Consider the following 19,969-nt stretch of genomic DNA (forward strand, 5'->3'; position numbering starts at 1 on the left):
CAACTCCACGCTGCCATCGGTCGCCTCGCGCACCGGCGCGACCGATGGCAGCGTGGAGTTGAGGCCCACCGTGCGGCTGGCGACCGGCACCGGCTTGGGGTCGCTGTCCCAGTCGTTGATGCGGTTGCGCACGCGGCGGTAATTGATCGCCGGATCGTACAGCGGGCCGCTGTCCAGCCCCAGATCGCGCGCCTCGGCCTTGCCCATCGCGGCCAGCAGCGCGAAGCCGGCGACATAGGCGTCGCGCCGCGCGCTCACCAGCGTGACCCGGCTGTTGAGCAGTTCCTGTTCGGCGTTCAGCACGTCGAGCAGGATGCGGTTGCCGACGCCCTGTTCGGCGCGCGTGCCTTCCAGCGCCAGCTCGTTGGCCGACACCGCCGTCAGCGAGGAACGGACGACATCTTCCGAGGCGCGCAGGCGGGCGTAGGCCGTGCGCGTGTCGGCCACCACCGATCGCTCGGTCTGGGTGATCGCCTCCAGCGTGCTGCTCTTGCGTGCCTGCGCCTGACGCACGCGGGCGCCCGGCTCCCCGCCCTGGAACAGCGGCAGGCTCACCTGCACGCCGCCGGTGGCTGTCTTGTCGCGCTGTACGAACACCTGCCCCAGCCCGGTATCGCCCAGCGTGCCGAGATAGTCGGTGTAGGCACCACTGAGAACGGCGTTGACGCGCGGCATCCGCAGCGACCGCGCGACGCCGATATCATACTCCGCCGCGCGACTCTGCTGGCGGGCCGTCTCCAGCGCCGGGTTGTTGTCCACCGCCACGTCCACCGCGTCGTCCGGATTGGTGGGGAAGGGGGGCAGCGGCGGCGGCGGTTCGAGGTTTTCGGGGAACTTACCGACGATCCGCAGGTAATTCTCGCGGCTGGCCTGCAACTGCGCCTCCGCGCTCTGCAACTGGCTGCGGGCCACCGCCAGCCGCGCATCGGACTGCGCGACGTCGGTGCGGGTCAGGTCGCCCACCTCGAACCGGTCGCGCGAGGCACGCAGGTTCGTCTCCAGCACGCGCACGTTGCCGCCGTTCAGCTCCACGATCGACTGGTCGCGGATCACGTCCATGTAGCCCGCCGTCGTCTCGACGAACAGGTTGGCCTCGGTGGAGCGGAGCTGGCCGCGTCCGGCATCGACACGTGCATCGGCCGCGCGGATGGCGTTGCGCACCTGCCCGCCGGCATAGACCGGCACGGAAACCTGCGTGTTCACCCCGAACGACCGTTTCGGCGCGGCGAAGCTGTTGGCGGATCGCTTGAAGAATTCATTGTACGAACTGCTCGCGGCGATATCGGGCAGCCCCGGTGCGCGGGCGATGGCGACATCCTCGTCGGTGGCGCGCAGGTTGGCCCGTGCGCCGGCCAAAGTGGGGTTGGTCGTATAGACGCGGGCAAAGGCCTCGCGCAGCGTGTCGGCGCAGGCCGGCCCGGCCGCGACGCCCCCCGCCAGCGCCATCGCGACGCCCGCCAGCAACAGCCCGCGCATCGCCACCGCCCCGCCGATCAGAAGCTGAAGACGGCGGGTTTTGCGAAACCGGGCAGCGGCACCGCCTCGGCATCGGCGAAGGCGATCGTGCCGAAGCCGTCACCGGCGCGACGGCCGACCACCAGCCGGGCGACGCCGCGATCGAACAGCCCGGCCACCAGCCGGCCGTTGTCGGCCAGCTGCGCCACGATCGCCGGCGGGATGGCCTCGACCACGCCGTCGATCACGATCAGATCATAGGGGGCGGCCGCCGCCCAACCCTCGACCAGCGGGCCGGTGACGGCGCTGACGTTGGCGGCGGGCGCGGCGCGCGCGATCGCGGGCAGCGCGGCATCTTCCTCCAGCGCCACGACCGAGCCGACCAGCAGCGCCAGCAATGCGGCCGTGTAGCCGCTGGCCGCACCGACGATCAGCGCGCGGTCGCCGGGCAGCGGCGCCGCCTCGGTCAGCATCCGCCCGGTCGACATCGGCAGATTGAGCGCGCGCCCGCCACCCAGCGGCACGGCGCGATCGGTATAGGCGAAGGCGGCCTGCGCCGGCGGCACGAATGCCTCGCGCGGCACCACGCGCATGGCATCCACCACCCGTGCGTCGTTCACCGCCGCCGTGCGCAACTGGTTGGAGACCATCGTGCTGCGCATCGCCGCAAAATTATGATCCGGCACTTGATCCGTCATCGGGCCGCTCTGCCTGTTACTTGGATGAACCATGCGATCCGTCGCACGACTGTCTTAGCCGCGCAATACACCAAATCGCGCGTTCGCTTCTATAGCCTTGGCGGCGGGCTGCAACCCGGATGATGCCGGGACGCCCTTGTGCCCTGCGGGTTTGACAAGCGCGCCGAATCGCCCCATTTGCGCGCCCTGCCACGCATCGAGGCCCGATGGCGGAGTGGTGACGTAGAGGACTGCAAATCCTCGCACCCGGGTTCGATTCCCGGTCGGGCCTCCAGGCGGTGCGCGATATGGCGCAAAAGCGTGGATCGTGCGTTCGATGTTCTCCCGCAGAGGAGGACAGCATGGCCGATACCCCCCAGGATTCGAAACAGACCCCGCCCGCCGGCAGCCCGCCTGCCAACGAACCCGGACCCGCGCCGCTGACCCCGGCAGCCGACCCTGACGCCGACCACGGTGCAGGCGGGGATCCGTTGATCGAAGGTCCGTAACGGGTCGCCTGTATTCCCCCGCCACGCGAACGATGGCGGGGGAACATGCTATCAAGGCCGCAGCCGCTCGATCGCCTGTGCCAGCGCCACGTATAGCTTGCCCATGTCGGCGGAGAGCAATGTCACCCCCAGCAGCGACCCGTCGCGGGTCGACAGGATCTGGCGCAGCATCGCCTCGAACTCGCCGATGTAGCGGTTCACCTGCTCACGGAACAACGTGTCGTCCTCGTAGCGGCGGGCGGTCTCCTTTGCCTCCGCCGCATCCACCAGCCGCGAGGCGCGGCGGGTGAAGACGCCGCGATCGCCCTTCAGATAGGCCGCCCACATCGTATCCGGCACGTCGCTGGAAAGCAGCTTGGGCACGTCGATCGAAATCGAGTTGAGCTGGTCGATCAGCCGCGCGACCCGGCTCGATACGGCCTCGTCGTTGGTTGCCGCCGGGTGACCGCCGGCATCGGCGATGCGGCGTTCGATGCGGTCGGTGCTGGTGGCGAGCGTGTTGATCTGCGCGTCGATCCGGCGGCCGGCATCCTCGGCGGCGGCGGCGGCGCGATCGGCCAGCGCGGCGATTTCCGCCAGTCGCGTCTCCACCTGACCGCCCACGCGCTCGCTCATCGCCCGCGCGCTTTCCTCGCCCAGCCGGGCGGCGGCGTCCTCGATCACGGTGGCGAAGGCGCGGCCGGCATAGTCCGCCGCCTGCGTGGCCGTTTCCCGCACGCGCAGCAGCGCCGCAACCAGTTTCGGCGCCGCGCCCTCGGTCAGCGTGCCGGCCTGCGTCGTCGTCTCGGCGAGCAGCGCATCGAGATCGCGCGCGCGTTTCTCCAGCTGGTCGAACTGCTCGGCAGCGGTGCTGGCCAGTGCCTCGATCGCGCCGCGCTGCGAGGCGACGACCGTGTCCATCCGCCCGATCGAGCGCATCGCCTTGTTGACCCCGCCGGCCGCTTCCTCCGCCTGCGGCAGCATCGCCGCGATGATCGAGCCGCCGCGTGTCGCCTCCTGCTCGATGCTGGCGAACAGCGCGGGCAGACGCTCGCTCAACTGGTGCGAGGCTTCCTCGATCAGCGCGCGCAGCCGCTCACCCCGGTCGATCAGCGCATCCACCGATTCGCCCCCGCGCGAGATGGTGCCGTTCACCGTGCGCGCCTCGTCGCCGAGGCTACGCAGCATCTCGGTCAGGCGTTCGGCGCGCGCCGCGCCCTTCTCATCGACGTCGGCGAAGGCGCGGTCGAAGGCGGCGCCGCGCTCGATCAGCGTCGCGACCAGCGCGCGGCCGGTTTCGTCATGTTTCGCCAGCCGCTCGCCCAGCGCATCGGCCTGCGCGCGCGCGGCGGCGATCCGACCTTCGAGCGATTCCGTCGCCTCGGTGCCGGCATCGTCGAAGACAGAGCGGCTCTTCTCGACCATCGCGAGCAACGCCGCGCTCTGCGCATCGATGCTGGCGCGCGTCGCCTCCACCGCATCGGCCGCGCTGGTGAGCGCGGTATCCACCGTGCGGGCGATACCGTCCGCCGCCGAATCGATCCGTCCGCCGGCCGTGTTGCTGATGCTCTCGATCCGGGCGAGATGCGCCGCCAGCCGCTGCGCCGCGCCGCCGGCGACCTCGTCGGCATCGCGCGCCCGCTCGGACAGCGTGCCCAGTTCGGTCGACAGCTCCGCCACCCGCTCGTGCGCGTCGCGCCCGGTGTCGCGCAGCCGGGTGGCGAGCGTCTCCACCTGCCCCTCGATCCGCGGCAGATCGGTGATGAGCACGCCCATGTCGGTGAACAGGCCGGTCGCGCTTCCCTCCAGCTGTTCGGACTGGCGGGTGAGCGCCTGCGTCTCGCGCTGCATCGTCGCGCCGATCTCGGCCAGCCGCAGCGTGGCATCCTCGCCCAGCGCCAGCAGTTCCTGCGCGTGCTCGGCCACCGCCTTGCGATTGTCGTCGATCCGCGTGCCGAGCCGGCCGAGCGTCGATTCGAGCGCGGCGGCTTCCTGCCGCATCGCCGCCGCCGTCTCGCCGAACCGGCGCGCCTCGCGGCGGCTGGTGCGCTGGAGCAGCAGATAGACGATGCCGAGCAATGCCAGCGGCCCGCTGGCCAGCGACACCTGCACGGCGATGGCTGCCACGGGGGCCGCCTCCACCTGCTGCCCGGTCACGATCGCGGCGATCCACAGCAGCGCCAGCACCGCCAGCACGATCGCACCGATCCGTTCGGCGCGCGGCATCGGCACCGGCTCGGGCTCCGCTTCCGGCGGCGGTGCGGGCGGCGGCGTCTCGGCCACCGGCGCACCGCGTTGAATGGCTTCGAGCAACGCGCGATGCTCGCGCCACTGCTCGGTCGATCTGGCGCCCGTCGTCATGCCCCGGGGTGTACCAGTTTTGCCGGGGGGCGGAAGAGGCGGGATGCCAAGGTGGGACGAAACCGTGCGCGCGGCAGCTCGCGGCGGCTTTGCAACCGCGCGCGGGCGGCCTATCGCCATGCCATGAGGGGAGCCACTTGGCGTTGGCCGCACTGATTTCCGCCTGCCGGGCGATCGACGAGAGCGGCGAGGGGTTGCGCGCCACCCTGCCGCTCGCCGGCGGCACATTGGTCGAACATCAGGCGCGGCTGGCTGCGGCCGCCGGTGCGGGGCCGATCATCATCCTGGTCGAACGGCTGCCCGCCACGCTGACCGCCGCGGTCGATCGCCTGCGCCGCGAGGGGTTGCGGGTTGAGATTGCGCGCAGCCTCGCCGACGCGGTCGATCGCGTGCACCCGGACGAAACCCTGCTGGTGATGGCGGACGGCGGCATCGCCGGGGCCGACGTGGTACGGCGGGTCGCCGAGGCGGAGTCGCCCGCGCTGCTCACCGTACCCGACGATGCCGACCATGCCCGCTTCGAGCGGATCGATGCCACCGCGCGCTGGGGCGGGCTGCTGCTGATCGACGGCGGCCGCCTGCGGCAGACGGCGGCGATGCTCGGCGAGTGGGATCTGCAATCCACCCTGCTGCGCCGTGCGGTGCAGGAAGGGGCGGCGCGCCTCGCCGTCTATGAGGAAGGCGATGCGCTCCTCGCCATCGCCGAGGGCGGGACGGAGGCCGAGACGCTTGATCGCGCGGTGGTGGCCGCCGCGCGCGGGCCGGCGGCGGACTGGCCGGGCCGGTTCCTGTTCCCGCCGCTGGTCGATCTCGTCGCGCTGCCGCTGATCCGGCGAGGCATCGCACCCGTCGCGCTGGCGGCGGGCGCGGCCGCGCTGGCGCTGCTGGCGATCCCGTTCGCGCTTTATGGCTGGCGCTGGACGGCGCTGGCGTTGTTGCTGCTGTCCGGCCCGGTCGCCGCCATCGCGACGCGGCTGGCCGACATTCGCCTCGCCACGATCGCGCGGGCGGGGGCACTGACCGCTGCCCGTGCGCTGGGCGCGACGCTGGCGCTGCTGTTGCTCGCCGCCGATCTGGCGACCACCGCCGGTTGGGGCTGCACGTTGCTCGCTGCGATCGTGCCTGCGGCGATGCTGGCGCTGCGACGCGAGGCGGCGATCCTCGCCCGGTTCGATCCCGTGCCGCCGCCGATCTGGCTGGCGAGCCTCGACGGTCTGGTTTGGGCCTTCCTGCCCGCCGCCATCGCCGGAAGCTGGCTGGGCGGCATCGCGCTGGTGGCCAGTTATGCCGCCGGTTCCTTCGCCTTCGTGCAACACCGCCTCGCCCGCCTTGCCGGCACGAGCGGGACTTAGCCGGCTGTTAATGTCGCTCGGCTACCACGCGGCCATGCCCGCTGCCGACCATCCTTCCGCCATCGACTGGCTGGCGACCGATCCGGCGCAGGTCGCGCTGCGCTTCCGCGCGCGGCAGGCGATGGTGGCCGCCGACCTGTTCATGCCGGCCGACGCGCGCCTGCGCGACGACGATCGCGTCGCCATCGCCGGCCTCCTGACGACGCTCGTCGGGCAGGTCGAGGCGGATTTGCGTATGCGGTTGGCCGGGGCGGCGGCGGCGGCGGCGCCGCTGCTGGCCCATGCACTGGCCACGCCCGATCCCGCCATCGCCGGTTCCGTCGCCGAACAGGCCGGCGCGCGGGGTGATTCCGCGCTGGTGGCGGTGCTGGCGCAGCGGGCGGCGGAGCGGCGCCTCGTCGCCCGTCTGCGCCGCGACCGCGACCGCGATGCGGCCATCGGGCAGGCACCGCCAGTGCCGACGACGTTGCTGGCGACCGATACCGATCCGGCCATCGCCCCCGCCGCGCGGGCGCTGGCCGCGATCGATCCGGTCGGCGATGGCCTGCCGGCGGCGGGCGCGGCGATGCTGCCGGCCGAGGTGCAGCACCGCCTCGTCTGGCGGGTCGCCGCCACGCTGCGCGCACAGGCCATCGCGCGGCACGGGCTGGCCGGGATCGACATCGATCCGCTGATCGCGCACGCCGCCGGGGCCGCGCTCGCCGGTTATGACGAGGGGGTAACCCCGGCCGGACTGGCACTCGCGCTGGCACGCGCGGTTGCAGCGGCCGGCCGGCTCGATGGCGGGCTCGCCGTTTCGGCGATCGCCGCCGGGGAGGCGGGGTTTGCCGCTGCCCTGCTGGCGGTAGCCGGCGGGGTCGGGTTTGCGGCCGCGTGGGAGATGATGCTGGATCCCGACCCCACGCGATTGCTGCTGCTGTGCCGCGCGGCCGATTTCCCCGCTGTCGCCGCCGCCGACATCGTCCAGCGCCTTGCCGCCGGCGCGGACGACGAGGGGCTGGCCGGCCGGCTCGACAGCTATGACGCGATCACGCCACGGCGGGCGGCGGCGGCGATCTCGCTGTGGCGTCTTGACCCCGCCTATCTGGAAGCGATCGCCGAGATCGCCGCGCGGCCGCAGCCATGACGACGACCGCTACGAACGCAGCCGTTCATGGGCTGGTCGACGCTGCCGGTCGGCTGGTCTCGGCCGATCCGCCGCTGGCCGCGCTGCATCTGGGCGCGGGCGGCAGCGACAGCGGCGTGCTGGCACCGCCCGCGCTTGCCGCGATCGTCCGGCTCGCCCGCCGCCTCGGCATCATCGTGTCGCGCGGGGTGGTGGTGGCCGGGGCGGACGGCGACCTCGACCTGTGGGTGCGCGCCACGCCCGACGGGCAGGACGTGCGGCTGGCGATCGGCGGCTGGAACGACCGGGCGAGCCTGCTGCCATCGGCCGATGACGCGTCGGTGCGGGAAAACGACTTCCTGCGGGCCGATGCCGACTGGACGTGGACGACCGATGCCGCGCTGAAGCTGACCGCGCTGGTGCCGGCGGGCATGGCGGCGGTCGGCGATCCCCTCACCCGCCTGTTCACCCTGCTGCCGGATGCAGCCGGGGCGCTGCCGATCCTCGATGCGCTGGCGACGCAAACCCGGTTCGACAACCAGATCGCCACGATTGCGGGCGGTGATCGGCGCGTGCGCCTGTCCGGCCTGCCGATGAGAGACGGGGCGAACCGCTTCGCCGGGTTTCGCGGTAGCGCCGTGCTGCTCGCCCCGCCCGCGCGGCTCGTGCCGGGCGATGCGATCGACGGCGACGCTTTCGGCCAGCGGCTGGATGCGGCGTTGCGCGGGCCGCTTGACCGGATCGTCGCCAGCGCCGAGACGATCCGCTCGCATGCCGATGGCCCGCTGCGGCAGGATTATGCCACCTATGCCGCCGATATCGCCACCGCCGGGCGGCACCTGCTCGCGCTGGTCGGCGATCTGGTCGACCTGCAGGCGATCGAGCGCCCCGATTTCCGCATCGCGCCCGGGCCGATCGATCTGGCCGACGTGGCCCGCCGCGCCGCCGCGCTGCTCGGCGTGCGCGCCAGTGACCGGAGCGTGCGGATCGACCGGCCCGGCGAGGGCCAGATGTTGCCCGCTTCGGGAGATTTTCGCCGGGTACTGCAGATTCTGGTCAACCTGATCGGCAACGCCGTACGCTATTCGCCCGAGGGTGGCACGCTGTGGGTACGCTGCGAGCGTGCCGGGCAGGGGGCGAGGGTGATCGTCGCGGATCAGGGACGGGGAATCGCGCCCGAAGATCAGGCGCGCATCTTCGAGAAGTTCGAGCGGGTCGATGCGTCCGAGCCGGGCGGCACCGGCCTTGGCCTCTACATCTCCCGTCGACTGGCGCGGGCGATGGGTGGGGACATCGCGCTGGAGAGTGCGCCCGGCAGGGGCGCGCGTTTCATCCTGACGCTGCCGATCGCGTGATGTCCCCTCCCCCGCGGGGGGAGGGGAAGCAGCCTCAGCGGTTGCCGACCGCCACGTAGTCGCGCTTGGCCGGGCCAGTGTAGAGCTGGCGCGGACGGCCGATCTTCTGCTCGGGATCCGAGATCATCTCGTTCCACTGCGCCACCCAGCCGACGGTACGGGCCAGCGCGAACAACACGGTGAACATCGTCGTCGGGAAGCCGATCGCCGAGAGGATCACGCCCGAATAGAAATCGACGTTCGGGTACAGCTTCTTGTCGATGAAATACGGGTCGCTCAGCGCGATCCGCTCCAGCTCGCGTGCGGTGTCGAGCACCGGATCGTTGCGGCCCAGCTTGTCGAGCACCTCGCCCGCCGCCTTGGACAGCACCTTGGCGCGCGGATCGAAGTTCTTGTACACGCGGTGGCCGAAGCCCATCAGGCGGAACGGATCGTCCTTGTTCTTGGCGCGGGCGATATATTCCGGAATGCGGTCGGGCGTGCCGATCTCGCGCAGCATGTTGAGCGCCGCCTCGTTGGCGCCGCCATGCGCCGGGCCCCACAGGCAGGCGATGCCGGCCGCGATGCAGGCGAACGGATTGGCGCCCGACGACCCTGCCAGCCGCACCGTGGAGGTGGAGGCGTTCTGCTCGTGATCGGCGTGGAGGATGAAGATCTTGTCCATCGCATCCTCGATCACCGGATCGACGACATACTCCTCCGCCGGCACGCCGAACGTCATGCGCAGGAAGTTGCCGGTGTAGCTCAGGTCATTGCGCGGGTAGAGAAACGGCTGGCCGATCGAATATTTGTAGGCCATCGCCGCGATCGTCGGCATCTTGGCGATCAGCCGGTGGCTGGCGATCATCCGCTGGTGCGGATCGGCGATGTCGGTGGAATCATGGTAGAAGGCCGAAAGCGCGCCAACCACGCCGCACATGATCGCCATCGGGTGCGCATCGCGACGGAAGCCGCGATAGAAGGTGGAAAGCTGCTCGTGCAGCATCGTGTGGCGGCTGATCGTGTAGGTGAAGTTCTCGAGTTCCGCCTTGCTCGGCAGCTCCTCGTTCAGCAGCAGGTACGCCACCTCCATGAAGCTCGACTTCTCGGCGAGCTGGTCGATCGGGTAGCCGCGATGCAGCAGGACGCCTTCGTCACCATCGATATAGGTGATGTTCGACTCGCAGCTCGCGGTGGAGGTGAAGCCGGGGTCGAAGGTGAACGCGCCGGTGTTCGCATACAGCTTGCGGATGTCGATCACGTCGGGACCGATGGTGCCCGAACGGACGCTGTAATCGGTGGCCTTGCCGCCGACTTCGACCTTGGCGCTTTCCCCCATATGCTCTCACTCCATCTTGATGAGGATCATAACCCGGTAAGGGTCAGTTCGTTGCCGCCAGCCGGTCGGCCAAGCGACCAAGGCTTTCCTCGCGGCCGAGGAGAGCCAGAACGTCGAATATGCCGGGCGAGGTCGTCCGGCCGGTCAGCGCCGCACGCAACGGCTGCGCCACCTTGCCGAGGCCCAGCCCCGCCGTCTCCGCGACCGCTCGCACGGCCGCCTCGAGCGCCGTCGCGCTCCAGTCGTCCACACCCGCGATCGCTCGCTCCACTGCTGCCAGCAGGTCGATACCCGCAGAGTCTAGCAGCGAAGCGGCGCGCTCGTCCATGTCCAATGGGCGGGTGCGAAAGAGAAAAGCCGAGGCATCGGCCAGATCGCGAAGATCCTTGGCCCTCGGCTTCAGGAACGGCATGGCGCGGCGCAGCAATTCCGCGCCGTCCGGCCCGATTTCACGCCCCGCCTGCGCGATGACGGCCGGCAGTACCAGCGTCGCCAGCCGCGTGTCGTCGGCCTCGCGGATGTAATGGCCGTTGAGGTTCTCCAGCTTCTTCGTATCGAAACGGGACGGGGACCGGCCGATCCCGTCGAGCGTGAACCATTCGGTTGCCTGCTCGCGGCTGATGATCTCGGCATCGCCATGCCCCCAGCCAAGCCGCAGCAGATAGTTGTTCAGCGCCTCGGGCAGGATGCCCATTTCGTCGCGATAGGCCTCCACTCCCAGCGCGCCGTGGCGCTTGGAGAGCTTCGCCCCGTCCGCTCCGTGGATCAGCGGTACATGGGCATAGACAGGATCGGGCCAGCCGCCCTCCACCGCATCCATCGCGCGGATCAGCGCCAGTTGGCGGAAGGCGTTATTGAGATGGTCGTCGCCACGGATCACGTGGGTCACGCCCATGTCGTGGTCGTCCACCACCACCGCCAGCATGTAGGTGGGGGTGCCGTCCGACCGGAGCAGCACCATGTCGTCCAGTTCGGCGTTCTGGACGGTGACGGCGCCCTGCACCCGATCCTCGATCGTGACGGCCCCTTCGCGCGGCGCGCGCAGCCGGACCACGAAAGGCGCGCCCGCAGGTGCCTCGTCGGGCGAGCGGTCGCGCCAGCGGCCGTCGTAGCGCATCGGCTGCTTGTTCGCCTTCTGCTCGGCCCGCATCGACTCAAGCTCCTCGGCGGTCGCGAAGCATTTGTAGGCGTGACCGTTGGCCAGCAACGTATCCGCCACCTCGGCATGGCGGTCCGCGCGGGCGAACTGGAACACCGCCTCGTCGTCCCAGTCCAGCCCCAGCCAGCGCATTCCGTCGAGGATGGCGTCGATCGCGGGCTGGGTGGAACGCGCGCGATCGGTATCCTCGATCCGCAGCAGGAATTTGCCGCCTTGTGCGCGGGCGAACAGCCAGTTGAACAGCGCGGTGCGCGCGCCGCCGATGTGAAGGAAGCCGGTGGGGGAGGGCGCGAACCGCGTCACCACCTGTCCGCCCGTTGCCACGCCTGCGCCCAACCCGATGCTCCCTGGGTATCGATCCGGTCCGGCGCCCGGCGCGCCGCCGTCTCGCGATGATGCCGCAAGGCGGTTCCGCTCGATCCGAAACCGCACTACGAAGGCCAGATGCCCGGCCTGTTCGGCACCGCCCCTAGCATGGCCCCCGGCCGCCGACAAACCACGGTGGCCGCAGCGTCCGGCCGCCTCGTCGCGGGTGCGGAACGCTGGCTGGATGCGGAGCGCGACCATTTGCCGCTGTGGCTGCCGGTGGCGCTGGGCGGCGGGATCACCGCCTGGTTCGTGCTGGCCGGCAGCGCGCAATGGGCCGGTTTCATCCTGCTGATGGCGGCCCTCGCCTGCGCCTGCGCGATGGCGCCGGGCGGCGGGCGGCTGCCGCGCACCGGCGTCTGGCTGGCGCTGCTTCTCGCGCTCGGCTGCGGCATCGTGTGGCTGCGGGCGGAACAGGTGCGTGCGCCCCGGCTGGCGCGACCGCAGGTGGCGCGGTTCGAGGCGCGGGTGGAGGCGGTGGAACCGCAGCCGGCGCGCGGAATGGTGCGGCTGCGGCTCGCCCCCGATGGCGCTGCCGGGCTGCCGCCCCGCCTCCGGGTGAACGTGGACGAGGACAAGATGCCCGCCGGCCTCGCCACCGGCGCGCGCGTGGCTCTGCGCGCCCGGCTGATGCCGCCCGCCCCGGCGGCGGTGCCGGGCGCCTATGATTTCGCGCGCGTCGCGTGGTTCCAGGGGTTGGGCGCCACCGGCCGCGCGCTCGATCCGGTGCGGATCGTCGACGCCGGGCCACGCGGGCACGGTTTCTGGGAATGGCTGGGGGGATTGCGCAACCGGCTCTCCGCGCACATCCGCGCCGCCGCGCCGGGGCCTGAAGGAGCGATCGCCGCCGCCTTCGCCACCGGCGATCAGGGCGCGATCCCGGAGGATGATGCCGAGGCGATGCGCCGCTCCGGCCTCGCCCACCTGCTGTCGGTCAGCGGCCTGCACGTGACCGCCGTGGTGGGCGGGGTGATGCTGCTCGCGCTGCGGCTGCTGGCACTCAGCCCACGCCTCGCGCTGCGCGCGCCGCTGCTCGTGATCGCGGCGGGGGCGGGGGCGCTCGCCGGCATCGCCTATACCTTCATCGCCGGGGCGGAAGTGCCGACGGTGCGATCATGCGTGGCGGCGCTGCTGGTGCTGGGCGGGATCGTGATCGGCCGGGAGGCGATGACCCTGCGGCTGGTGGCGACGGGCGCGCTGGTGGTGCTGCTGTTCCGCCCGGAATCGATCGCCGGCCCCAGCTTCCAGCTCAGTTTCGCCGCCGTCACCGCCATCGTCGCGTTGCACGAGCATCCGTGGACGCGGGGGATGTTCGGCCCGGCCGAGGAAAGCCGGGCGCGGCGGCTGGCGCGCGGTCTCGGTTCGCTGCTGCTGACCGGGCTGGTGGTGGAACTGGCGCTGATGCCGATCGCGATCTTCCACTTTCACCGCGCCGGCCTGTACGGCGCGGTCGCCAACATCGTCGCGATCCCGCTCACCACCTTCGTGGTGATGCCGCTGGAGGCGCTGGCGCTGGTGCTCGACCCGATCGGGCTGGGCGCGCCGGCATGGTGGCTGACCGACCGCTCGCTCGCGCTGCTGCTGGCGATCGCGCACCATGTGGCGGACCTGCCCGGCGCGGTGACGGCGCTGCCCTCCATGCCGCACGGCGCCTTTGCGCTGATGGCGCTCGGCGGGCTGTGGCTGGCGCTGTGGCGCACGCGGGTGCGGGCGCTGGGCTGGTTGCCGATCGCGATCGGCCTGGGTTGGACGCTGGCGACGCCGCCGCCCGATCTGCTCGTCACCGGCGATGGGCGCCATCTGGCGGTGCGCGGCAACGATGGGCACCTCTCGCTGCTCCGCGAGCGGGCGGGCGATTACGTGCGCGACATGCTCGGCGAAACGTCCGGCGTGATCGGGGAGGCGGGCACGATCGATGCATTGCCCGGTGCACGCTGCGGCGCCGACCTGTGCGTGTTCGACGTGGTGCGCGGCGGGCGGCGCTGGCGCGTACTTGCCACCCGCTCACCTTATCTGGTCGATATCGCCGCGATGAACCTGGCGTGCGCGGGCGCCGACATCGTCGTCAGCGAACGCCGCCTGCCGCGCACCTGCCGCCCGCGCTGGCTGCGGATCGACCGCGTGCTGCTGGCCGAAACCGGCGGACTTGCGATCGCGCTGGCGCCGGGTCGGATCGAGACGGTCGCAGCGACGGCGAACGGCCATCCGTGGTCCTTGTTCGGCCCGTTGCCGGCAAGACCGCATCGGGCGTGGCGGGGTGAGCGGCGTGGTCCCAGCGTGCGCCGGTCCGATGCGGCGGCTTCTTCGGCGGCTTCGGCGGTGAAGGACGTTCCATCGCGTCTGTCAGGTGGACAAGAGTGGCTGCACGCCGGTGATCGATAGTGAAACCGATCCGGGCGCAGGGGGCGGCGAGGCCGGGAACGCATTCGACGCGATGATCCCCGCCCTATAGGCGGCGGCTTGCAATCTCGGCATTATGGGGTGGACCCGATGCTTGCTGTCGCTTTCTCCGATCGTCCAAGGTCGACGTTCGCCGGTACCGGATCACCAAAGAGCGGGTGCCGGATAACGACGGAGGCAAGAGGCACGCCCAAGCTTGACGCGTCCTCTGGTTCGGCCCGCGCGCAACCTGCTCTCTGGACCGATATTGCACCTGTCCGGCGACGTTCAGCTTCGTGGCGCTCGCGGTGCTCGGGCAGCGAGGTAAACCTTGCCGCTGGCCCTGCCAGCGACGGCAATCGAGAGACCGGCCACTTGTGGTGAGATGATCTTGTTGGAGAGGGTCACGGCAACGTCGGCGCCCAAATGGTCGCGACGGGTGCCTTGAAGCCGACCGCTCTGGCGACGGGCATGTCTTGCTCTTGCCATCCGCACAACCAAGCGTGACCGGACCCGCGGGGGAGGGAGACTGACGATGTTCGATGCGGGCGATCCCCCGATGCGGCGGTTATGAAACGCGGGGGCGGCGGCGCCGGTGACGATGTCGAGCGTCTTGGCAGGCTCGTCCTTTCCTGCCGGGCACCGCGCAAAATCCGGGCAATGCCGTATGGCTGGTCCTGACGCTGGAAACGGGCGTGGTAGCACGGCCTATCGATGCGGCGGGTCTGCTCACGCTACTCCGGCATCACTCGCGGGTATTTCGCGCAGGCTGGAAATGCCCGACGCAACTATTTTCCCACGACACGTCGCCTTGTGGCACTCGACCGACATGACGACCGCGTCAAATGCCTATCATACCGATTTTGGACGTGTGGTTTGCTTCCGCGTCTCGGATCAATAAGGCTTAGTCGGCAACCGACAGATAGTTTGCCACTTCAACCTATCAAGACGACCGCCTGACCCGCAATCCCGGTCTGACGCGGCGATGTCACGCAACTCGTCGTATAAATCCCGCCGCAGCAACCCCGCCAGTCGCCCCTGAACGCGTACTTGCGCGGGGGCGTAGCGTTGCGGATCATAGGCGCGGTTGGCCGGATCGAGCCGGATCATGCTGCCTTCGCGGCGGAAATATTTCAGCGTCGCCTCGGCGTCGTCGATCAGCGCCACGACGATCTGCCCGTCATGCGCCGCCTCGGTCCGCAGGATCAGCGCATAATCGCCATCGAGAATGCCGGCCTCGACCATCGAATCGCCCGCCACCTCCAGCGCATAATGTTCCCCCGGACCGAGCAGCGCGGCGGGGACGGACAGCGAAGTCTGCCCCTCCATCGCCTCGATCGGCATGCCGGCGGCGATGCGACCGTGCAGCGGCAGTTCGACCACGTCGTTGGCGGCAACCGGCAGCGAGGTCGCCGTTCGCACCTGCGTCTTGACCGGCTTCGCCTCGGGTGCCCGCTCCGGCATCTTCAGCACTTCCAGCGCGCGGGCGCGGTTGGGCAGGCGGCGAATGAAGCTGCGTTCCTCCAGTGCGCTGATAAGCCGGTGCACGCCGGACTTGGAGCGCAGGTCCAGCGCCGCCTTCATCTCCTCGAACGAGGGGGACACCCCGCTCGCGGCAAGGCGATCGTGGATGAAGCAGAGCAGTTCATGTTGCTTGGTGGTCAGCATGATGAACCTCGCACGGGGAACGAACAAGGAACAATTAAGAAACGCGACTCGCCCTGTCAAGCCGCATCGCTTGAAATCAAGCGATATCGACGATTTCCACCCGATCGCCTGCCGCCGCCGCGCCGGCCCACGGCGGCCGGGCGATCAGTGCGTCCGCCATCGCCAGCCCCGCCAGCGCCGCGCTGTCCTGCTGCGACAGCGGCGTCACGCCGTCCGGCCCCGTCGTGGCGCGGACATATTCGGCGCGCTGGCCGGTCGGCGGCAACGGCCCGCCCAGCGTCGCGCGGGTCGTCACGGGCAGCGGCAACGCCGCGCCGAGCATCGCCCGCACCAGCGGCAGCAGGAACAGCGTGGCGGTGACGAAGGCGGAGACCGGATTGCCCGGCAGCCCCAGCATCACCGTGTCGCCCAGCGATCCGGCGAGCAGCGGCTTGCCCGGCTTCATCGCGATCCGCCAGAAATCGATCGTCGCGCCCGCCGCCGCCAGCGCCGGCCGCACCAGATCGCGATCGCCGACCGAGGCGCCGCCGGTGGTGACGACGATGTCAGCGTCGGCCGCGCGAATGAAGGCGGCGGTCAGCGCCTCCAGCGTATCGGGCACGATGCCGTGATCGGTCACGTCCACCGGCAGTGCGCCCAGCAGCGCGGCCAGCATCGGCGCGTTGGAGGAAGGCAGCAGCACGCCGGTGGCGGGCGCGCCCGGCGGCACCAGTTCGTCGCCGGTGGAGATCAGCGCAACCCGCACCCGCCGCCGCACCGCCAACGAACCGTGCCCACCAACCGCCGCGAGGCCGATCCGTGCCGGGGTGAGGCGCGCGCCGGCGCCTATCAGCACGTGGCCCGTAGCGAAGTCATTGCCCGCCATGCGGATGTGCGCGCCGGGGCGGGGCGGCCCCTCGCCGTTCAGCGTCAGCCGATCGCCGTCGCGCGCGGCCTCCTCCTGCACCAGCACCACGTCCGCACCCGCCGGCACCGGCGCGCCGGTGAAGATGCGTGCCGCCTCGCCGGGGGCGAGCGCGCGGCCCAACCCGCCGCCCGCCGCGCTCTCGCCCGCCACGGTGAACGGCCCGGGCAGCTCGGCGAAACGCAGCGCATAGCCGTCCATCGCGGACAGGTCGGCCGCCGGCTGGGTGCGCAGCGCCGCAACGTCCTCGGCGGCATAGCGCCCGGCGGCGGCGACGAGCGGCACCGTCTCCACCGACACGGGCCGGCCGAGCGCGAGGATGCGCGCCTGCGCCTCGGCGACGGGCAGCAGGCTCACGGCCGGTCGTCGGCGGGGGCGCGCCAGTCACCCGAGCGGCCGCCGGATTTCGCCAGCAGCCGCACGCCGCCGATCGTCATGCCGCGATCGAGCGCCTTGGCCATGTCGTAGATCGTCAGCAGCGCCACCGAGACGGCGGTCATCGCCTCCATCTCGATACCGGTGGAATAGCTGGTCGACACCTCGGCCACGGCGCGAATCGCGCCCTCCTCCAGCGCCAGATCGAGCGAGACGGCGGCGATCGGCAGCGGGTGGCACAGGGGGATCAGGTCGGCCGTCTTCTTGGCCGCCATGATGCCGGCGACGCGGGCCACGGCCAGCACGTCGCCCTTCTTCACGCTGCCCGCGCGGATCGCGTCCAGCGCCTCGGCCGAGAGCGTGATCCGCCCCTCGGCCACCGCCACCCGCGCGGTCTGCGGCTTGGCCGAGACGTCGACCATGCGCGCCGACCCCTCGGCGTCGAGATGGGTGAGGCCCGTCATGCGCCCACCAGCAGCGCGCGGGTGGCGGCTTCGACATCGGCCTGTCGCATCAGTGATTCGCCGACGAGGAAGCAGGAGACGCCGTGGTCCGCCATCGCCCGCAGATCGGCGTTGGTGCCGAGACCGCTTTCGGCGACGAAGGTGCAGCCCGGCGGGGCGTGATCGACCAGTTCGTAGGTGCGGGCGAAATCGACCGAGAAATCGCGCAGGTCGCGGTTGTTCACCCCGATCAGGCGCGACTTCAGGGTGAGCGCGCGCTCGAACTCGGCGGCGTCGTGCACCTCCACCAGCGCGTCCATGCCCAGATCGAGCGCGGCGGCCTCGATCTCGTGCATCGCGCCGTCGTCCAGCGCGGCCACGATGATGAGGATCGCATCGGCGCCCAGTGCGCGTGCCTCCGTCACCTGCCACGGATCGACGATGAAGTCCTTGCGCAGGCACGGCAGCGAGCAGGCGGCGCGGGCGGCGACGAGATAGTCGTCCGACCCCTGGAAATACGGCACGTCGGTGAGCACCGACAGGCAGGCGGCGCCGCCGGCCGCATAGGCGCGGGCGTGGGCGGGGGGATCGAAATCGGCGCGGATCAGCCCCTTGGACGGGCTGGCCTTCTTGATCTCGGCGATCAGGCCGAAGCCGCCCGCCGCCACTTTCGCATCCAGCGCGGCGCGGAAACCGCGCGGGGGCGAAGCGGCACGCGCGCGCGTCGCCAGATCGGCGAATGGGGTGGCGGCCTTGCGTGCGGCCACCTCGCCGCGCTTGGTGTCGAGGATCTCGGTCAGTCTGTTGCTCATCACGCCTGCCTTGCCGCGCCCGGCTCGGATTGCCAAGTCGCCGTGGCGCGAGGGTACGGTCGCGGACAGGGCGATCGGGCCGCCGGGCGCGATACCCGGCGGCCCCGGCCTCACGCCGCGTCGACCAGTACGATCTCGCTGTCCTCGATCGCCGTCACCCGCAGCACGTCCTCGTCGCTGATCGCGGCGCCGTCGCGGGCGTTCACCCGCGTGCCGTCGATCTCCACCGCGCCGGTGGCGGGCACCAGATAGGCGCGACGATCCCGGCCCAGCGGGTACTCCGCCGTGTCGCCGGCCTTCAGTGTCGCGGCCACGACACGCGCGTCGGTGCGGATCGGCAGCGCGTCGGTATCGTCGTCGAAGCCGCTGGCCAGCACCACGAACCTGCCGGCGCGCTCGCCCCTGGGGAACGGGCGCGCGCCCCAGCCCGGCTTCTCGCCGGAGCGGGTCGGCTGGATCCAGATCTGGAACAGCGTGGTCGCCACATCCTCCTGGTTGAACTCGGCGTGGGTGATGCCGGTGCCGGCGCTCATCACCTGAACGTCGCCCGCGCCGGTGCGGCCGCTGTTGCCAAGGCTGTCGCGGTGGCTGATCGCGCCTTCGCGGACGTAGGTGATGATCTCCATGTCGCGATGCGGATGCGGCGGAAAGCCGCTGTTCGGCGCAATCACGTCGTCGTTCCACACGCGCAGCTTGCCCCAGCTCATCCGCGCGGGATCATGGTAGTCGGCGAACGAGAAGTGGTGCTTGGCGTTCAGCCAGCCGTGGTTGGCGCCGCCGAGGCTGGCGAAAGGGCGCAGGTCGATCATGCTACGGGCTCCTGTCGATGCGGCGGGGCGCAAGCGCCGTCCGCCGGGGTTGACGCCGATATAGGTGCTGGCGCCGCCCACGGGCAGGGGGGTAGGAACGCGCGATCGCCACGGAGGAACGGATGACGGGCAGGCCACCGATCGGGCGCGATACGCGGCTGTGCATGTCGCTGTCGGCGCGCCCGGGCAACTACGGCTCGCGCTTCCACAACCGGCTGTACGACCTGCTCGGCCTCGACTTCGTCTACAAGTCCTTTGCCACTACCGATCTGCCGGGCGCGATCGGCGGCATCCGCGCGCTGGGCGTACGCGGCTGCGCGATCTCGATGCCGTTCAAGGAGGCGGTGATCCCGCTGCTCGACGGCCTCGCCCCCTCGGCGGCGGCGATCGCCAGCGTCAACACGATCGTGAACGACGGCGGCGTGCTGACCGGGCACAATACCGATCATGCCGCCGTGGTCGCGCTGACCGCCGGGATCGACCCCGCCACCCGCTTCGTGCTGCACGGATCGGGCGGCATGGCCAAGGCGGTGGCGGCGGCGCTGCACCGCAACGGCCTGCGCGACGGCACGATCGTGGCGCGCAACGAGGCCGCCGGGCGGGCACTGGCCGATCTCTACGGTTATCGCTGGCAGGCGACGCCGAGGGAGGGCGCGCCGCTGCTGGTGAACGTGACGCCGCTCGGCATGACCGGCGCCGATGCCGGGGCGCTCGCCTTCCCGGCGGGGATGATCGCGACCTGCCGGATCGCCCTGGACGCGGTGCAGTATCCGCCCGAAACCCCGTTTTTGCGCGCGGCGACGGCGGCCGGCGCGCGCGCGATCACCGGCACCGAGGTGGCGACGCTGCAGGCGCTGGAACAGTTCATACTCTACACCGGCGCCACCCCCACGCCCGCGCAGGTGGCCGAGGCTGCCGCCTTCGCCCGTGCCGCGCCGTAAGC

15 protein-coding genes, 1 tRNA gene and 1 pseudogene are annotated in these 19,969 nt (G+C 71.0%); 7 read left to right on the forward strand and 10 right to left on the reverse strand.

Features of this window, described 5'->3' with window-relative positions; genetic code table 11:
* On the reverse strand, nucleotides 1-1,476 hold a 1,476-nt coding region (locus FOY91_RS12955; RefSeq protein ID WP_145152551.1), incomplete at its 3' end, for a TolC family outer membrane protein.
* Nucleotides 1,477-1,493: 17 nt separating this feature from the next.
* The gene (locus FOY91_RS12960) at nucleotides 1,494-2,153 is read right to left on the reverse strand and encodes a protein-L-isoaspartate O-methyltransferase family protein (protein ID WP_145152554.1); all 660 of its coding nucleotides are present in this window, start codon (nucleotides 2,151-2,153) and stop codon (nucleotides 1,494-1,496) included.
* Nucleotides 2,154-2,353: 200 nt separating this feature from the next.
* On the opposite strand from FOY91_RS12960, the gene FOY91_RS12965 reads away from it, so the two are divergent.
* Together FOY91_RS12965 and FOY91_RS21700 are read left to right on the forward strand one after the other, a co-directional pair.
* Nucleotides 2,354-2,427: transfer RNA gene (locus FOY91_RS12965), tRNA-Cys, on the forward strand.
* 67 nt (nucleotides 2,428-2,494) lie between these two features.
* The gene (locus FOY91_RS21700) at nucleotides 2,495-2,641 is read left to right on the forward strand and encodes a hypothetical protein (protein WP_162527227.1); all 147 of its coding nucleotides are present in this window, start codon (nucleotides 2,495-2,497) and stop codon (nucleotides 2,639-2,641) included.
* 51 nt (nucleotides 2,642-2,692) lie between these two features.
* Here FOY91_RS21700 and FOY91_RS12970 read toward each other — a convergent pair whose 3' ends face one another.
* Nucleotides 2,693-4,981, reverse strand: a complete 2,289-nt coding sequence (locus tag FOY91_RS12970) for a coiled-coil domain-containing protein (protein ID WP_145152557.1) — start codon at nucleotides 4,979-4,981, stop codon at nucleotides 2,693-2,695.
* A 137-nt stretch (nucleotides 4,982-5,118) separates the two neighbouring features.
* Between FOY91_RS12970 and FOY91_RS12975 the strand changes: the two genes are divergently transcribed.
* The 3 genes from FOY91_RS12975 to FOY91_RS12985 are packed head-to-tail and all read left to right on the forward strand — an operon-like array spanning nucleotide 5,119 to nucleotide 8,793.
* Complete coding sequence (locus FOY91_RS12975) at nucleotides 5,119-6,333, forward strand: hypothetical protein (RefSeq protein WP_145152560.1); 1,215 nt, start codon at nucleotides 5,119-5,121, stop codon at nucleotides 6,331-6,333.
* A 10-nt stretch (nucleotides 6,334-6,343) separates the two neighbouring features.
* Nucleotides 6,344-7,459 carry a DUF2336 domain-containing protein gene (locus tag FOY91_RS12980; RefSeq protein WP_162527228.1) on the forward strand — a complete coding sequence of 372 codons (1,116 nt, stop codon included), beginning with the start codon at nucleotides 6,344-6,346 and terminating at the stop codon, nucleotides 7,457-7,459.
* Nucleotides 7,456-8,793: a sensor histidine kinase gene (locus tag FOY91_RS12985; RefSeq protein ID WP_145152566.1), complete on the forward strand. Its 1,338-nt coding sequence runs from the start codon at nucleotides 7,456-7,458 to the stop codon at nucleotides 8,791-8,793. Before FOY91_RS12980 ends, FOY91_RS12985 begins: the two co-directional genes overlap by 4 nt.
* Nucleotides 8,794-8,827: 34 nt before the next feature.
* On the opposite strand, the gene gltA is transcribed toward FOY91_RS12985, so the two are convergent.
* Nucleotides 8,828-10,111, reverse strand: a complete 1,284-nt coding sequence (gene gltA / locus FOY91_RS12990) for a citrate synthase (protein ID WP_145152569.1) — start codon at nucleotides 10,109-10,111, stop codon at nucleotides 8,828-8,830.
* Between the two features lie 43 nt (nucleotides 10,112-10,154).
* On the reverse strand, nucleotides 10,155-11,594 hold the full coding sequence (gene gltX, locus FOY91_RS12995; protein ID WP_145152572.1) for a glutamate--tRNA ligase: 1,440 nt from the start codon (nucleotides 11,592-11,594) through the stop codon (nucleotides 10,155-10,157).
* Between the two features lie 120 nt (nucleotides 11,595-11,714).
* Here gltX and FOY91_RS13000 point away from each other — a divergent pair, with 120 nt between their 5' ends.
* A complete protein-coding gene (locus FOY91_RS13000) occupies nucleotides 11,715-14,018 on the forward strand; it encodes a ComEC/Rec2 family competence protein (RefSeq protein WP_238995673.1) in 2,304 nt (767 codons plus the stop codon).
* A 1,008-nt stretch (nucleotides 14,019-15,026) separates the two neighbouring features.
* Here the strand turns inward: FOY91_RS13000 and lexA are convergent.
* The 5 genes and pseudogenes from lexA to FOY91_RS13025 all read right to left on the reverse strand — a co-directional run.
* A pseudogene (gene lexA / locus FOY91_RS13005) lies at nucleotides 15,027-15,683 on the reverse strand (transcriptional repressor LexA); the annotation flags it as partial.
* Between the two features lie 76 nt (nucleotides 15,684-15,759).
* Nucleotides 15,760-16,944 carry a molybdopterin molybdotransferase MoeA gene (locus FOY91_RS13010; protein WP_145152577.1) on the reverse strand — a complete coding sequence of 395 codons (1,185 nt, stop codon included), beginning with the start codon at nucleotides 16,942-16,944 and terminating at the stop codon, nucleotides 15,760-15,762.
* Complete coding sequence (gene moaC, locus FOY91_RS13015; RefSeq protein ID WP_145152580.1) at nucleotides 16,941-17,426, reverse strand: cyclic pyranopterin monophosphate synthase MoaC; 486 nt, start codon at nucleotides 17,424-17,426, stop codon at nucleotides 16,941-16,943. The genes FOY91_RS13010 and moaC overlap by 4 nt, the downstream gene beginning before the upstream one ends.
* Nucleotides 17,423-18,217, reverse strand: a complete 795-nt coding sequence (gene trpC / locus FOY91_RS13020; RefSeq protein ID WP_145152583.1) for an indole-3-glycerol phosphate synthase TrpC — start codon at nucleotides 18,215-18,217, stop codon at nucleotides 17,423-17,425. The genes moaC and trpC overlap by 4 nt, the downstream gene beginning before the upstream one ends.
* 110 nt (nucleotides 18,218-18,327) lie before the next feature.
* On the reverse strand, nucleotides 18,328-19,026 hold the full coding sequence (locus tag FOY91_RS13025) for a pirin family protein (protein ID WP_145152586.1): 699 nt from the start codon (nucleotides 19,024-19,026) through the stop codon (nucleotides 18,328-18,330).
* Nucleotides 19,027-19,148: 122 nt separating this feature from the next.
* Between FOY91_RS13025 and FOY91_RS13030 the strand changes: the two genes are divergently transcribed.
* Nucleotides 19,149-19,967, forward strand: coding sequence for a shikimate 5-dehydrogenase (locus tag FOY91_RS13030; RefSeq protein WP_145152589.1), 819 nt, complete (start codon nucleotides 19,149-19,151; stop codon nucleotides 19,965-19,967).
* Nucleotides 19,968-19,969: the final 2 nt, after the last annotated feature.

The organism is Alterirhizorhabdus solaris (assembly GCF_007785815.1).
In the GTDB taxonomy this organism is placed as follows: domain Bacteria; phylum Pseudomonadota; class Alphaproteobacteria; order Sphingomonadales; family Sphingomonadaceae; genus Alterirhizorhabdus; species Alterirhizorhabdus solaris.

What these genes read in the sequence shown, in the direction of transcription:
- FOY91_RS21700 (WP_162527227.1), top strand. Translation starts at nt 2,495, where the DNA reads ATGGCCGATACCCCCCAGGATTCGAAACAGACCCCGCCCGCCGGCAGC.
- FOY91_RS13025 (WP_145152586.1), bottom strand. Translation starts at nt 19,026, where the DNA reads ATGATCGACCTGCGCCCTTTCGCCAGCCTCGGCGGCGCCAACCACGGC.
- FOY91_RS12970 (WP_145152557.1), bottom strand. Translation starts at nt 4,981, where the DNA reads ATGACGACGGGCGCCAGATCGACCGAGCAGTGGCGCGAGCATCGCGCG.
- moaC (WP_145152580.1), bottom strand. Translation starts at nt 17,426, where the DNA reads ATGACGGGCCTCACCCATCTCGACGCCGAGGGGTCGGCGCGCATGGTC.
- FOY91_RS12980 (WP_162527228.1), top strand. Translation starts at nt 6,344, where the DNA reads ATGTCGCTCGGCTACCACGCGGCCATGCCCGCTGCCGACCATCCTTCC.
- FOY91_RS12960 (WP_145152554.1), bottom strand. Translation starts at nt 2,153, where the DNA reads ATGACGGATCAAGTGCCGGATCATAATTTTGCGGCGATGCGCAGCACG.
- FOY91_RS13000 (WP_238995673.1), top strand. Translation starts at nt 11,715, where the DNA reads ATGCCCGGCCTGTTCGGCACCGCCCCTAGCATGGCCCCCGGCCGCCGA.
- trpC (WP_145152583.1), bottom strand. Translation starts at nt 18,217, where the DNA reads ATGAGCAACAGACTGACCGAGATCCTCGACACCAAGCGCGGCGAGGTG.
- FOY91_RS12985 (WP_145152566.1), top strand. Translation starts at nt 7,456, where the DNA reads ATGACGACGACCGCTACGAACGCAGCCGTTCATGGGCTGGTCGACGCT.
- FOY91_RS13030 (WP_145152589.1), top strand. Translation starts at nt 19,149, where the DNA reads ATGACGGGCAGGCCACCGATCGGGCGCGATACGCGGCTGTGCATGTCG.
- gltA (WP_145152569.1), bottom strand. Translation starts at nt 10,111, where the DNA reads ATGGGGGAAAGCGCCAAGGTCGAAGTCGGCGGCAAGGCCACCGATTAC.